This window comes from Bradyrhizobium murdochi (assembly GCF_000472965.1).
Lineage (GTDB): Bacteria > Pseudomonadota > Alphaproteobacteria > Rhizobiales > Xanthobacteraceae > Bradyrhizobium > Bradyrhizobium murdochi.
This window is the reverse complement of record NZ_AXAU01000008.1, coordinates 92,137-105,973: the sequence shown is the minus strand read 5'-3', so window position 1 is coordinate 105,973 and position 13,837 is coordinate 92,137. Positions and strand designations below refer to the sequence as shown.

Sequence of the window (13,837 nt, the reverse complement as noted above, 5' to 3'; positions counted from 1 at the left end):
CCAAAACATAAGGAGACTGCCGTGAGTTCAAATCCGCAATTCCTGTTCGATTTCGGCAGCCCCAACGCCTTCCTCAGCCATGAAGCGATTCCCGCGATCGAAAAGCGTACCGGCGTCAAGTTCGAATATGTGCCGATCCTGCTCGGCGGCATCTTCAAGGCCACCAACAACAAGTCGCCCGCCGAAACGCTCGCCGGCATCAAGAACAAGCGCGAATTCCTTGCGCTGGAAACCGAACGCTTCGTGAAGCGCTTTGGGGTCAAGCCCTACGTCTGGAACCCGTTCTTCCCGGTCAACACGCTGAACTTGATGCGCGCGGCGGTGGCAGCCCAGTTCGAGGGCGTGTTCGAGAAATATGTCGATGCTGCCTTCCACCACATGTGGGTCGAGCCAAAGAAAATGGATGATCCCGAAGTCGCTGCCAAGGCGCTGACCTCGTCCGGCCTGGATCCTGCCAAGCTGCTGGCGCGATCGCAGGATGCGGATGTAAAGGCCAGGTTGATCGAGAATACACAAAACGCGGTCGACCGTGGCGCGTTCGGCTCGCCGACGTTCTTCGTGGGCACGGAAATGTTCTTCGGCAAGGAGCAACTTCGCGAAGTCGAGGAAATGATTTCGGGGAAGTAGCCGCCCAGACCAGACCACATGGTAGGCAAGCGAATGGTGAGTAGCGAATAGCGAATAGTTGGGAGTAGATTGCAGCCGGCATCTTCCTACTCGCCATTCGCCCGTTCCAAAATCGACAATAAGGAAAGTTGATCCATGCGTATTCTCGTGGTCGGGGCCGGCGCCATCGGCGGCTATTTCGGCGGCAGGCTGCTTCAGGCAGGAAACGACGTGACGTTCCTGGTCCGGCCGAAGCGCGCATCCGAACTCGCAAGCACAGGTCTCGTCATCAGGAGCCCCGCCGGCGACGTGACGCTCGCAAACCCGCCGACGGTGGTGGCCGACAAGCTCACCGAGACGTTCGACGTCGTGCTATTGAGCTGCAAGGCGTTTGACCTGGAGGATGCGATCAAATCTTTTGCTCCTGCGGTCGGGCCGCAAACCGCAATCATCCCGCTGCTCAACGGCATGCTGCACCTCAACGTGCTGGACAAGAAATTCGGGGCCGACCGCGTGCTCGGCGGTCTCTGCGCGATCGCGGTGACGCTCAACGAGGCCCGCGAGGTGGTCCAGCTCGCGCCGATGCAATCGCTCAATATTGGCGAGCGCGACGGCTCGATGTCAGAGCGGGTGCGTGCGATTGCAAAAGTGTTCGACAGCGGCAAGTTCGGCGCCGCGGCCAGCGAACACATCATGCAGGACATGTGGGAGAAGTGGGTTTTCCTTGCTTCGCTCGCAGCCTCGACCTGCCTGATGCGCACCTCAGTCGGCAGCATCCTGGCGGTGGCCGGCGGCAAGGATTTTCTGCTCGGCATGCTCGATGAATGCAGCGCGATTGCAAAGGCCTCGGGCTACGAGCCGACGGGACCATTCTTCCAGCGTACCAGCGGCTTGTTGACCACCGAGGGCTCGCCGATGACCGCCTCGATGTTCCGCGATATCAAGGCGGGGCTGCCAGTGGAAGCCGACCATGTGATCGGCGATCTCGTCGCACGCGCCGACGCGGCGAAGATTCCAGTGCCGAAGCTGCGCATCGCCTATACGCATCTGAAAGCGTATGAGAAGCAGCGCTCAGCGTAGTCGTCCGACTTTATCTCGGTCGTCCCTGCATTCGCAGGGACGACGTCAGAGATGCGCGAGATAATGCGCGAGCGCCTCGATCTCTTCCTCGCTGAGGGAATAGGCGATGTCCGTCATCGCAGCCATCGCGCCGCCGGATCGCACTCCCGATTTGTACTCGCGCAGCGCCTTGACCAGGTATTCCTCGCGCTGGCCGGCGACGCGGGCGACCCCCTTAGTGCCGGCGTAGCTATCGGTGTGACATGATGCGCAGCGCCGGCCAGCGGCCGCCTGCTCGCCCTTCTTCGACAAATCAGGATTGTCGTCAGGCTTTGATGCCTTCGGCGGTTCGAGCGAAGCATAGTAGGCCCCGAGATTGCGAATATCCTCATTATTGAGCTGTTCGACGATCGGCTGCATCTGCTCGTTCTTGCGGGTGCCGGCACGAAAGAACACGAGCTGCCACTGGGTGAATTGATCAGGCTGTGCCGCTAGCGAAGGAATGTTCTCGATCTGCGAAATGCCGCCCTCGCCATGACAACCGACGCACAGCTCGGCTTTCGCCTTACCGGCCGCGATATCGGCGGCGCGGGCGAGCGGCACGCAAATAACGAGCGCCAGCAACCCCATCAATGCACTTCGCATTTCAACTACTCTCCGCCCTGTGCATCAAACAGCAAAGGCTGCGGCCTCCCGTTCCCCAGGCAAACCGCAGCCTCTGCCTGCTCAAGTCCTACTTCTTGGTGTAGCTGATGCGGTAGATCGCGCCGGCCCAGTCGTCGGCCACGAGGATCGAGCCGTCCTTGTCCAGCAGGATATCGTTCGGCCGGCCGAGATAGCCCTGGTCGCCTTCGAGCCAGCCAGAGGCAAATATCTCGGATTTGGCGTTCTTGCCGTCGGCATCGACGATGACGCGCTTGATTCGGGCGCCCTGGTACTTATGCCTGTTCCAGGAGCCATGTTCGGCGATCAGGATGTTGTTCTTGTACTCGGCCGGGAATTGATCGCCGGTATAGAACTTCATGCCGAGCGGCGCTACGTGCGCGCCCAGATTGACGACGGGCGGCGTGAATTCCGAACACTTGTGGCCCATCGCGAATTTCGGGTCCGGCATGTCGCCCTGGTGGCAATAGGGATAACCGAAATGCTCTCCGATCCTGGAGATCATGTTCAGCTTGTCGCTCGGCATGTCGTCACTGACCCAGTCGCGGGCGTTCTCGGTAAACCAGTATCGCCCGCTGCGTGGATCGATGTCGCCGCCGACGCTGTTGCGGACGCCGAGCGCCCAGATTTCGGCATTGCCGGTCTTGGGATCGACGCGGCGTATTTGCGAAACGCTGGTCGGCGGAATGCCGATGTTGAAGGGAGGCCCGAACGGCAGGTAGAACCAGCCATCCTTGTCGACGGTGATGTATTTCCAACCATGGGCGATGTAGGACGGCATGTCGTCATACACCACCTTGCCGGCGCCGAGGTTGTCGAGATTGGCCTCAGCGTTTTCGTATTTGATCAGCTTGTCAACTGCGATGACGTAGAGCGCGCCATCGAGAAAGGCGAGCCCGGTCGGCATCTTGAGGCCCTTGAGAATGGTCTTGACCTCCTTCTTGCCGCCATTGTCCTTGATCGCATAGACATTGCCGAGGTCGAACGAGCCGACGAACAGCGTGCCCTTGTCGCCCCACGCCATCTGCCGCGCGGACAATACGTTAGACGCGTAGACTTCGATCTTGAAGCCGTCGGGCAGCTTGATCTTCTTCATCAGCGCCGCCAGTTCTGCGTCCGAGGCGCCGGTCGGCGGCCCTGACGGCGGAGCAAGGCCCTTTTGTTGTTCGGTCTCATCACCGAGGAACCAGTCCGGCGGAGGATTATTCCAGAAGTCCTTGGTGCCGGACTCGTATTTCTTCAGGGCCTTCTGTTGCGCGGGAGCCTGGCTGGCCCCCGCGACAACGAGAATGGCTGCGAGCGCAAGAATAGATCGATTGAAAGCGGCTTTCATCACGTCACTCCCTTATGCAGCCGGATGGGCCGCGCCTGTTATTATTTTGGACTTCGAGAGACGAATTTGGTCTGGTGAAGTGTGGCAGACCGGAAAATGGTAGCACATCAGTTGCGGCAGAGAAGCGCGCGCCGCGCGCCTCAGTACGACCAAGACAAATTGTGAGACGGATTGCCAAGCCGCGCGTTCAATACGCTCCTGCAATCCGCTCTTGCGCCCGCTGCATCGCAATATCCGCGTCGAGCTAATACGCGCAAGGCGCACGAGTGGGCGGCGCTCCACATCAAGCGGACCGCTTGCGCTGTCACCCAATTGATAAACGAACAACGCAATTGTGGTCCATTTCATACAGGAGCGGATCAAACCCTGAGAAAACTATTCGGCATATCCTTCAATGTCTGTCTCCCCTCGCCCGGGTTTGAGCGAGCGTCCGTATGGCCAACAAGCGGATCATTCTGCTCTCGGACGGCACCGGCAATTCCGCCGGCAAGGTCTGGCGGACGAATGTCTGGCGTGTGTTTGAATCGCTGGATCTGACGAGTTCGCAACAGATTGCGTTCTACGACGACGGGGTCGGCACCTCGTCCTTCAAACCGTTTGCGATCCTGGGCGGCGCCTTCGGCTTCGGCCTGAAGCGGAACGTGCTCGACATCTACAAGTTTGCCTGCCGCAACTATCGCTCGCATCTGGACTATCTGGCGCTCGAGGCTGCCGCGGCGAAGGCCGAGGGTCGCGAGGAGAGATACGGTCCCTGGCAGAGCGACGACATCTTTGCATTCGGGTTCAGCCGGGGGGCCTTCACCATCCGCGTGGTGAACGGTCTGATCTGCGAACAGGGCCTGGTGAAGTACCAGACCGAAGAAGAACTCGATCGAAAGGTCGCCGCGGCCTACCGCGCGCACCGGGCAGAGACGTTCAAGTCGCGGTTTCAAATCGAATGGGCTTTTCGAAAGCTGCGCAACCTGTTCGTATCAGCCAAGCACGACAAGAACGAGCGCCCGGTCGATCACATCGCCTTCCTCGGCCTTTGGGATACCGTCGCCGCTTACGGTCTGCCCATCGACGAAATGACTCGCGGCGTCAGCCGCTATCTCTGGCCGCTCGAACTGCCGGACCGGCAGCTTCATCCACTGGTGCGCAAGGCCTGCCATGCGCTCTCGCTCGACGATGAGCGCACCACGTTTCATCCGCTGCTGTGGGACGAGAGTCCGGAGACCGTTGTCACCGGTACCCGGAAGACCAGTTCGGAACGGATCACGCAGGTCTGGTTCGCCGGCGTGCATTCCAATGTCGGCGGCGGATATCCGGACGACTCGCTCGCCCATGTGTCGCTGACCTGGATGTTGTCAGAGGCGCGCAGCCGCGGCCTTACCTTGAAGGCCGCGCCGGGAGCCGATCCCGACGCATTTACGCGGGTGCGGTCGACCCAGGACAAAGACGGCCGCATCTACGATTCCCGCAACGGGCTCGGAGGTTACTACCGCTACGGGCCACGGAGCGTGGCCGCGCTGTCGGATACGAAATTCTCCGACGACAAGCGCGATTGCGTGAAGATCGCAGTGCCGAAGATCCACGAAAGCGTATTCGACCGGATCTCCGTCGATGCGCATCTTTATGCGCCGGTCGCGCTGCCACCGGTCTATGAAATATTGACCTACGACGAGAGGATCGTCACCCCGGACAAGCTGACCGTCCCGCCGGGCAGACCGAAATATGAGAGCCTGGCCTCCGCCCGTCGGCGCGAGCTCACCCAGGAGCACGTCGTCGGAAGCTCGATCTGGCGGCGACGCATCATCTATTTCCTGACCGTCATTGCGTCGCTCTATTTGCTGACCTATCCGCTTACATCCACCGCGCCGGCGGCCGCCGAATTCACCACGCCCCTGCGGCCGCTTTCCGACCTCATTCGGATGGTCGGGCTCGCCTTGCCGGGCGCGGCCTCACGCTGGATCAACGCCTATGCGAGGGAGCCGCTTTGGTTTGTGCTTTGCGCCAGTCTTGTCGCGCTGCTGCTATGGTTGAGCGCCAGCCTTAAGGACCGGATCACCGATCAGATGCGCCGCGCGTGGCGGGTGAGCCTTGCAAAGGTCGACTTGCACAGGAGCGAATCCAAAGCAAGGCTCGGCCTGAGCACATCGCAAATGGTAGTGCTGGCTGGCCTGCTCTTTATCGCCCTCTATCCGCTACCGGGCTGGCCCGGCTACGGCTTGCCAAAGCTGTCTGCCTCGCCGCAGACCTTCATCGACCGGATCACCCACCCCTATTTCCAGTTCTTCGCCTTTGCCGTCCTGGTCACCATGTTGCTCCCCGACAGGACTATCGCACGCTTCAGACTGAAGGACGCCTACCGGCGATTGCTCACCAACATCAAACTCAAGGCCGCGCCTGCATTCTTTGCGGTTTTCTTCCTGGTCGGCGGCGTCGCTTTCGCCAGCCACTATCTCTTCAACATTCGCGACAGCCTTGGCCACTTCTGCCAGCCAGCGGAAAAGCCAATCACGCTGGAGGTGTGCGACCCCGATGATATGAAGCTGTGCAAGCGCGCGCCCGACGGCAGCTTCCCTGGCACCTGCACGTCGGCAGCGTGCCGAGGGGTCAGCTTGGCCGCATTCGACACCGCCGACCTTTGCACACCCGTGGGCGTCATGCTCGAGAGGCGCGGACATTATCAGTTCATTCTGGAAAAGAATGGCGACTGGTCGTTTCTCGGCGCGCCATCGGACCCGGGTGGAATGCCGCTCCGCGCGTTCCTGCCCAACTGGAAGAAGAACGGTGTAACCGATCCGACCGTTCCACTGGGCCGATTCGCTTTGCTGGCGGCAGCTTACCCGCTCAAGCGAACGCTCGACCGGCCCTTTGGCCACGTTATCCTCCGCTACGGCGAGACCGGCAATGAGGAGAACTTCATCGATGGCGAGCCAGCGAACGACCGTCTCGAAGAGAAATTCAGAGCGACCCGCGACGGGCAGTTGTTCGTCTATCTGAACCAGCCGGTCAGCGGCGTCTTTCCGGGTCTGTTTCGCGGCGTGAATTCGGGAAAGGCCCGGATCTGGGTCTATCGCATCCCGAGGTGAGCGACCCGTCAGGAGTAAGGATGCCCGCCGCCGGAGGCGCACCCGTTGCCGGCGGCAAACGAAAGGCCGCCAAATGGCGGCCTGTCGTTGGATCCAGTGTTTGCCGATTTTAGAAATCTGGAGCGGGCGAAGGGGCTCGAACCCTCGACCCCGACCTTGGCAAGGTCGTGCTCTACCACTGAGCTACACCCGCATCCGAGATGGCGGCGATCGCTCGCCGTCAACGGCAGACCTATGCCAAATGCGGGCTGCGAATGCAACAGTCCGCGCACGGTCCGAAGCTTTTCCGGATAATCCGATTTCTTTGACTAAATAGGCTCGAATCGGTCCGAAACAACAGCAAAATGGAATTTATCGGGCCTCGTGCCATCGCCGGGAACCCAGAATTAGCCGCCAGAGCGATAGCCCGATTCGCGAGCGCTGGCCCCGGGGCCCCTCTGAGCCCGGACCGATTGATTTTTGCGGCCAAGCCGCCATCTAGCGAACGAGAACTTGGTTCCGGACCGTGCTAGAAGCAGCCCGACCCGCAGCCGATATTCTGCGTTCCTTCTCGAGACATCAGGCGAGGATACCGTGACGATAGTTGAGCAGGGCGGCGGCCCGGCACCGCAGGCAGTACCCGATCTGATCAAGGAGACGACTACCCAGACCTTCGTGAAGGATGTCATCGAGGAATCGAAGCGCCAGCCGGTGCTGATCGACTTCTGGGCGCCCTGGTGCGGCCCCTGCCGTCAGCTCACGCCGATGCTGGAAAAGGCGGTTCGGGCCGCCAAGGGTAAGGTCAAACTGGTCAAGATGAATATCGACGAGCATCCGGCCATTCCGGGCCAGATGGGCATTCAGTCGATCCCGGCGGTGATCGCGTTCGTCGGCGGCCAACCCGCCGACGGTTTCATGGGCGCGGTGCCGGAGAGCCAGGTCAACGCCTTCATCGACAAGCTCACCAAGGGCGTGACGGCGCCGGGTGAGCCGAACATTGCGGAGATCCTGAAAGAGGCTGAGGCCGTGCTGGCGGAAGGTGATCCGGCCGCTGCAGCACAGATTTATGCCGAGATACTCGGTTTCGATGCCACCAATATCGCCGCACTGGCGGGACTGGCGAAGTGCTACGTGACCACGGGTGCCGTCGAACAAGCCAAGCAGACGCTAGCGATGGTACCGGAATCGAAGCGCAACGATGCCGCCGTCAAGGCGGTGCAGGCCTCGATCGACCTTGCCGAGCAGGCGCAGTCAGTCGGCCCGGTGACCGAGCTCGAACAAAAGGTCGCCGCAAACCCGCTCGACCATCAGGCGCGATTCGACTTGGCGACGGCGCTCAATGCACTCGGCAAGCGCGCGGAGGCGACCAACCAATTGCTGGAAATCGTCAAGCGCGATCGGAAGTGGAACGACGATGGGGCGCGCAAGCAGCTCGTGCAGTTCTTCGAGGCGTGGGGCGGCACCGACGAGGCAACCGTCGAGGGGCGCAAGCGGCTGTCGACGATCCTATTCTCGTAGGGCGTATTCCGCGCGGGACATGGTTTTGTGAAGAGAGTATCCACCAAACCAACGAACTGACCGGGACTGCAGATGCCGATCAATGCCGAATACCGCGGACCCGGCGAGCTTCCCGAAGTCATTCCGGTATTTCCGTTGCCGGGCGCGCTGTTGCTGCCGCGCGGCCAGATGCCGCTCAATATTTTCGAGCCGCGCTATCTGGCGATGGTGGACGACGCGCTGCGCGACGGCCACCGGCTGATCGGGATGATCCAGCCGGACATTTCCCACTCCAGGGACGAGACAAGGCCGGTGCTGTTCCAGGTCGGCTGCGTCGGCCGCATCACCCAGCTCGCCGAATCCGGCGACGGCCGCTACATCCTCGAATTGACCGGGGTCGCGCGCTTCAAAGTGGTCGAGGAAATCTCAGCACTGACTACGTACCGGCAATGCAAGGTGGACTTCTTCCCCTATGCCGACGATTTCGTCGCGCGCAAAGGCGAGGAGGAAGTCGACCGCACGGCGTTGCTCGACGTGCTGAACGATTTTCTAAAAGCCAACAATCTGAAGGTGGATTGGGAAGGTATCGAGAGCGCGCCGAACGAGGCGCTGGTCAATGCGCTCGCGATGATGTCGCCGTATGGTCCGGCGGAGAAACAGGCGATGCTGGAGGCGCCGGACCTGAAAACCCGCGCCGAGATCCTGATTGCGGTGACCGAAATGGACCTCGCCAAGAAGCGCACCAGCGGCGACACCGGACTGCAGTAAGCCTCTAGCTAATTAATACCCCGCCACCGCGAGCACGACGACGGCGCCAAGGGCTTTCCAGCCGAAGCCGCGACCGCGCGACCACCACGCATTGGCGGCGGCGGCAAAGGCGTAGACCGCGACGATCGTTGCGACGATCCAGTGCCGCGCGCTCTCCGATCCAAACGAGGGCGCGGCAATCAGCAGCACGCCGCCGCCGATCCAGGCCACCGTACCCGCCTGCCATACCAGGCGGATGAGGGTGCGCAGGTTTTCGGGCTGAATGGTCGCCCTGGCGAACACCTTGGTTTCCCCGAGCACGCCATGGATCAGGGCCACCGCTATGCCGGCGACGCCGGCGCATTGCAAAATGAGATCGCGCATCGATAACGCCTCCATACACTAGTGTATGGCTATGCGCTGCGTTCTGGCGCCTGTCAATACAGTGGTGTATGGTGACAAGATCGCGGAACCCAGCATGAGCAATCAACTATCGGCAACGGACTGGGTCGATCAGGGTCTGAAGACGTTGGCAACCCGTGGCTTCACCGCGCTGAAGGCGGAGCCTTTGGCCAAGGCGATGGGAGTGTCGCGCGGCAGCTTCTACTGGCATTTCGCCGATATCGGCGCGTTCCATGCCGCCATCCTCGCGCGCTGGCATGAGGTCGCGGCCGAGCAGATCATCGCCAATGTCGAGGCGGCCTCGAAGGACGAGAACCCGCTCGCGCTGCTGCTGCGCCGCGTGTTCGGCGAACGGCTGATGCTGGAACGGGCGGTCCGCACCTGGGCGAGCGTCGATCCCGCCGCCCGCGCCGCCGTGCAGGCGATCGACCGGCGCCGGCTCGGCTACGTCGAAGGTCTTCTGACGCAATCCGGATTGTCGGCGGATGTGGCCCGCGCCCGGGCGCAAATCCTGTATTGGGCATTTCTCGGCTTTGCGCTGTCGGATCAGCCATTGCCGAAGGCACGACAAGAGGCCGTGGTCGACGAATTGGTACGGATGTCAGCGTCATGACACCCCGCGATTTGATATGCTAAGGGGCTACGCATATCTGGAGAGAGCAAATGACAGCCCCACCCGAACGCCTCGACGGCACCGTCGATCGAAAGTTGCTGGAGATCCTGGTCTGTCCCGTGACCAAGGGTCCGCTCGAATTCGATTCGAACCGGCAGGAATTGATTTCGCGTTCCGCCAAGCTCGCCTATCCGATCCGCGACGGCATCCCGATCATGCTGCCGGAAGAGGCACGGAAGATCGAGTGAGGGAAGTAGCGAGTGGCGAGTAGCGAATAGCAAGAACCTCCATTCGCCACTCCCTATTCGCCATTCGCCCTAGAGCGCCTCGCCCTTCAACAGCCGCGGCACCTCGCCCGACAATCCCGCCGCCTGGCGGATGAACAAGTTCTTCAGCGGAGGCGCGCGATCGACGAGGCCGAGCCCGATATCCCGCACGGTACGCAGCAGCGTCGATTCGTTCGAGAACAGAAAATTCAGCGAGTTGGTCGCAACGCCCATGGCCATGGTGTCGAACCGCCGCCAGCGCTGGTAGCGGTCGAGCACATCGGCCTGCCCGGGATCTATGCCGAGCCGGGCCGCGTCGACCACGACCTCGGCCAGCGCCGCGACGTCCTTCAGGCCCATATTGAGGCCCTGCCCCGCGATCGGATGAATCACATGCGCGGCGTCGCCGACCAGCGCCAGCCGCTCGGCGATGAATGAGCGCGCAACAAAATAGCCGAGCGGAAACGCGCGCGGCTTGTCGAGCGCCTCGATCTCGCCGAGGTGCAGCCCGAAACGCTTCTCGAGCTCATCGTGGAATTCGGCCTCGCCGAGCGCAGTGATGCGTGCGGCCTCGGTCCGGTTCTCGGTCCACACCAGCGACGAGCGTTGTCCACTCAGCGGCAGGATCGCGAACGGACCCGCCGGGAGAAAATGCTCTTCGGCGCGGCCGTGATGATCCCGCTCATGCCCGACGGTGACGACGATGCCGGATTGATCGTAGTCCCAGCCATGGGTGGCAATGCCGGCGCGCTCGCGCAGTCTCGAGCGCGCGCCATCCGCGGCGACCAGCAGGCTTGCCTCGATGACACCGCCGTCGGCGAGCGTCACGGTGACGCCATCGGAACGTGAATCGTAGGTCGAAACGGCGGTCGGCCGGAGATCGATGCCTTCGGCTTCGGCACGCTCCACCAGCGCGTCGATCAGGCGGCGATTCTCGACCATGTGGGCAAACGGCTCGCCGGGTTCGACATCTCCCGCAAATGTCAGGAATACCGGGCGTGTCGCGTCATCCAACCTGGAATCGGTAACGACCATGTCGAGGATGGCTTGCGAATCCGACACCTGATTCCAGACGCCGAGCGTCTCGAAAAGCCGCCTACAGGCCGCCACAATGGCAGTCGCGCGTGGGTCGCGGCTCGGCCGCACCCCGAGCGCGGGATCGGCGATGACAACGGGAATCTCGGCGCCAAGGCCCTGGCGGAGCGCCAGCGCCAGCGCCAGCCCGGCAAAGGCGCCGCCGCAGATGACAATACTTCGCTGTGTCGCCATGCGATCCGTACCCGGTTACGCCCTCAGACCAGACTTGCTACCCGATAATAGCTGGGCGAAACAGGGCTGAGAAACAAGGTCCTTAACCAGACGTCATTCCGGGGCGCGCGCTTAGCGCGAACCCGGAGTCCAGAAGTTTGGCACGAGATTCCGGGTTCGCCTCTTCGAGGCGCCCCGGAATGACGGCGCCTCCACGAACCGAAAGCACCACCATGTCCAAAGGCCTGATTGACCTGATTTCCATCCTCGATCTGGAGCCGCTCGAGGTGAACCTGTTCCGCGGCAACAGCCCGAAGACGAGCTGGCAGCGGGTGTTCGGCGGACAAGTGATCGGGCAGGCCATGGTCGCGGCATGCCGCACTGTCGAAGGCCGCCTGCCGCATTCGATCCATTGCTATTTCATCCTGCCCGGCGATCCGCAGATTCCGATCATCTACGAGGTCGAACGGCTGCGCGACGGCAAGAGCTATTCGACAAGGCGTGTCACCGCGATCCAGCACGGTAATGCGATCTTCTCCATCATGGTTTCTTTTCATGCCGAGGAGGAAGGCGCCTTCGACCATCAGGACAAGATGCCGGACGTGCCGCCGCCGGAGAAACTCACTGCGGAGGAAGTGGCAAAACAGCCGATGTTCCGCGAGATGCCTGAATTCATCCGCCGCTATTACGAATCAGACCGGCCGATCGAACTGCGCCCGGTCGAGCTCGGCCGCTATTTCGGCCAGAAGATCGAGGACGGGCGCATCCACGTCTGGATCCGCACCGCGGCCAAGCTGCCCGACGATCCGGCGCTGCACATGTGCGCGCTGGCCTATGCGTCGGATTTCTCGCTGCTTGACGCGGTGATGGCGCGCTACGGCCGCACGCTGTTTGACAAGCGCATGATGCCGGCGAGCCTCGACCACGCGATGTGGTTTCACCGGCCGTTCCGCGCCGACGAATGGCTGCTCTACGCGCAGGATTCGCCGAGCGCGCAGGACGGCCGCGGATTGACCCGCGGCCTGATCTTCAAGCCTGACGGCACACTGGTGGCGTCAGTCGCCCAGGAAGGCTCGGTCCGCCAGCGCAAGTGAGTCACACCTTGTAGGGTGGGCAAAGCCAACGGGTCGCGAATGCGCGCCCGATGACAGGCTCCGCGTGCCCACCATCGCGAAATGTGCGTGAGAATGGATGGTGGGCACGGCGCAATCGCGCCTTTGCCCACCTACAAATTCCACGCCAACGGCAGCGCGACCTCTTACGCTTTCGCCAGCGTTCCGCGCTCGGCCAACGCGAATTGCGACGCGTACCAGCGTGCGTACCAGGCCAGCATCCACGGGATCGGAATGATGAAGATGCAGGCGATCACGAACACGATGGTTCGCCACAGCACTTCCAGTCCGGACGCGGTGAAGATCACCTCGCGCTGCGTACCGTCGATGTTGCGGCAGATCCAGCGCATCCAGGCCGTGACCACCCAGGCCCAGCCGACGATGGTAATGAAGGACACATACAACAGCACATGCCAGCCGACATAACCCAACGCGCTGCCGTTGAAGGCGATCGGAAGCGGCTGATCGTTTGAGCTCAAGTTAGAAGCGATCCAGCGGATGACCATCCAGGCCAGCACGGCCTGAAGCGGGATCGAGAGGTATTGCAGGTAATAGAGATCGGCCGAGCCTACATAGGTTAGAATGCCCATGGCGATGAGGACGTACCAGATGTCGAGGGGCTGGCCGGTGAAAGCAAGGTTCGGCCGGCCCGGCACGTAGAGCCGGGAAAAGATCCAGCGATAGAACCAGGTCGCAACCCAGGGTGCCGGAATCACGAGCACCATGCCGATGACGAACACAAGGCTGCGCCCGAGGAGCTCCCACAGCCCGACATCGATCGACAGCGCACCGCCGCCGTAACCTCCGCCTGCAGCCGTAGGTGGAGCACCGGGTTGCGTGAAGGCGGGCGGACCTGATCCGCCGGGAATCATCCCCGGAATTTCTCCTGCCCGCTGCCAGCCCGACATTCCCTCGGTCCAGACCAGCGTATCCGCCCCGACCATGCCGCGGGTGATGAGATCGCGAAGCTGGGCCTCCGGATAAGGGCCCTGTTGCTGGCCGTTGGCTGCATAAAACCACGATCGGTTCGACATTTTATTTCCTTGAGCCGTGGAAAATGGATGTAGCCGGCGGGCGGCTGGGGGTGAAACCGCATTTTGGCGGACGTTACAGGTGCCTGTACAGTGATCGATGTCACCAGCTCGAAATGTTTTCCCCTTCTACCTGCAACTTTTTTGTGCCATTTGCCCAGAAAGATGCCAGATTTACCTCGGCGGTCCGCCGTCGGGGCACCCAGC

The 13,837-nt window shown here is 61.8% G+C and carries 13 protein-coding genes and 1 tRNA gene; 8 read left to right on the top strand and 6 right to left on the bottom strand.

Annotation, left to right across the window (positions count from 1 at the left end; all coding sequences use genetic code 11):
* The first annotated feature begins 21 nt into the window (after positions 1-21).
* Both YUO_RS0117005 and panE read left to right on the top strand, forming a co-directional pair.
* Positions 22-627 carry a 2-hydroxychromene-2-carboxylate isomerase gene (locus tag YUO_RS0117005; protein WP_028348363.1) on the top strand — a complete coding sequence of 202 codons (606 nt, stop codon included), beginning with the start codon at positions 22-24 and terminating at the stop codon, positions 625-627.
* A 135-nt stretch (positions 628-762) separates the two neighbouring features.
* Positions 763-1,686 carry a 2-dehydropantoate 2-reductase gene (gene panE, locus YUO_RS0117000; protein ID WP_028348362.1) on the top strand — a complete coding sequence of 308 codons (924 nt, stop codon included), beginning with the start codon at positions 763-765 and terminating at the stop codon, positions 1,684-1,686.
* Between the two features lie 45 nt (positions 1,687-1,731).
* Here panE and YUO_RS0116995 read toward each other — a convergent pair whose 3' ends face one another.
* Positions 1,732-2,310, bottom strand: a complete 579-nt coding sequence (locus tag YUO_RS0116995) for a c-type cytochrome (protein WP_028348361.1) — start codon at positions 2,308-2,310, stop codon at positions 1,732-1,734.
* Positions 2,311-2,398: 88 nt separating this feature from the next.
* Complete coding sequence (locus tag YUO_RS0116990; RefSeq protein WP_028348360.1) at positions 2,399-3,661, bottom strand: PQQ-dependent sugar dehydrogenase; 1,263 nt, start codon at positions 3,659-3,661, stop codon at positions 2,399-2,401.
* A gap of 434 nt (positions 3,662-4,095) precedes the next feature.
* On the opposite strand from YUO_RS0116990, the gene YUO_RS43815 reads away from it, so the two are divergent.
* Positions 4,096-6,735, top strand: coding sequence for a T6SS phospholipase effector Tle1-like catalytic domain-containing protein (locus tag YUO_RS43815; RefSeq protein WP_051379482.1), 2,640 nt, complete (start codon positions 4,096-4,098; stop codon positions 6,733-6,735).
* 118 nt (positions 6,736-6,853) lie between these two features.
* On the opposite strand, the gene YUO_RS0116980 is transcribed toward YUO_RS43815, so the two are convergent.
* Positions 6,854-6,928, bottom strand: a tRNA-Gly gene (locus YUO_RS0116980).
* Between the two features lie 380 nt (positions 6,929-7,308).
* Here YUO_RS0116980 and trxA point away from each other — a divergent pair.
* Positions 7,309-8,232, top strand: coding sequence for a thioredoxin (trxA, locus tag YUO_RS0116975; protein ID WP_028348359.1), 924 nt, complete (start codon positions 7,309-7,311; stop codon positions 8,230-8,232).
* 72 nt (positions 8,233-8,304) lie between these two features.
* Positions 8,305-8,979, top strand: a complete 675-nt coding sequence (locus tag YUO_RS0116970) for an LON peptidase substrate-binding domain-containing protein (protein WP_028348358.1) — start codon at positions 8,305-8,307, stop codon at positions 8,977-8,979.
* A gap of 12 nt (positions 8,980-8,991) precedes the next feature.
* On the opposite strand, the gene YUO_RS0116965 is transcribed toward YUO_RS0116970, so the two are convergent.
* Positions 8,992-9,342, bottom strand: a complete 351-nt coding sequence (locus tag YUO_RS0116965; protein ID WP_028348357.1) for a hypothetical protein — start codon at positions 9,340-9,342, stop codon at positions 8,992-8,994.
* A gap of 94 nt (positions 9,343-9,436) precedes the next feature.
* On the opposite strand from YUO_RS0116965, the gene YUO_RS0116960 reads away from it, so the two are divergent.
* A complete protein-coding gene (locus YUO_RS0116960) occupies positions 9,437-9,973 on the top strand; it encodes a TetR/AcrR family transcriptional regulator (protein ID WP_028348356.1) in 537 nt (178 codons plus the stop codon).
* A 50-nt stretch (positions 9,974-10,023) separates the two neighbouring features.
* A complete protein-coding gene (locus YUO_RS0116955) occupies positions 10,024-10,221 on the top strand; it encodes a Trm112 family protein (RefSeq protein ID WP_028348355.1) in 198 nt (65 codons plus the stop codon).
* Between the two features lie 69 nt (positions 10,222-10,290).
* Here the strand turns inward: YUO_RS0116955 and YUO_RS0116950 are convergent, their stop codons facing one another.
* The gene (locus YUO_RS0116950; RefSeq protein ID WP_028348354.1) at positions 10,291-11,508 is read right to left on the bottom strand and encodes a ubiquinone biosynthesis hydroxylase; all 1,218 of its coding nucleotides are present in this window, start codon (positions 11,506-11,508) and stop codon (positions 10,291-10,293) included.
* A gap of 212 nt (positions 11,509-11,720) precedes the next feature.
* On the opposite strand from YUO_RS0116950, the gene tesB reads away from it, so the two are divergent.
* On the top strand, positions 11,721-12,581 hold the full coding sequence (gene tesB / locus YUO_RS0116945; RefSeq protein WP_028348353.1) for an acyl-CoA thioesterase II: 861 nt from the start codon (positions 11,721-11,723) through the stop codon (positions 12,579-12,581).
* A gap of 164 nt (positions 12,582-12,745) precedes the next feature.
* On the opposite strand, the gene YUO_RS0116940 is transcribed toward tesB, so the two are convergent.
* On the bottom strand, positions 12,746-13,633 hold the full coding sequence (locus tag YUO_RS0116940; RefSeq protein WP_028348352.1) for a DUF4339 domain-containing protein: 888 nt from the start codon (positions 13,631-13,633) through the stop codon (positions 12,746-12,748).
* Positions 13,634-13,837: the final 204 nt, after the last annotated feature.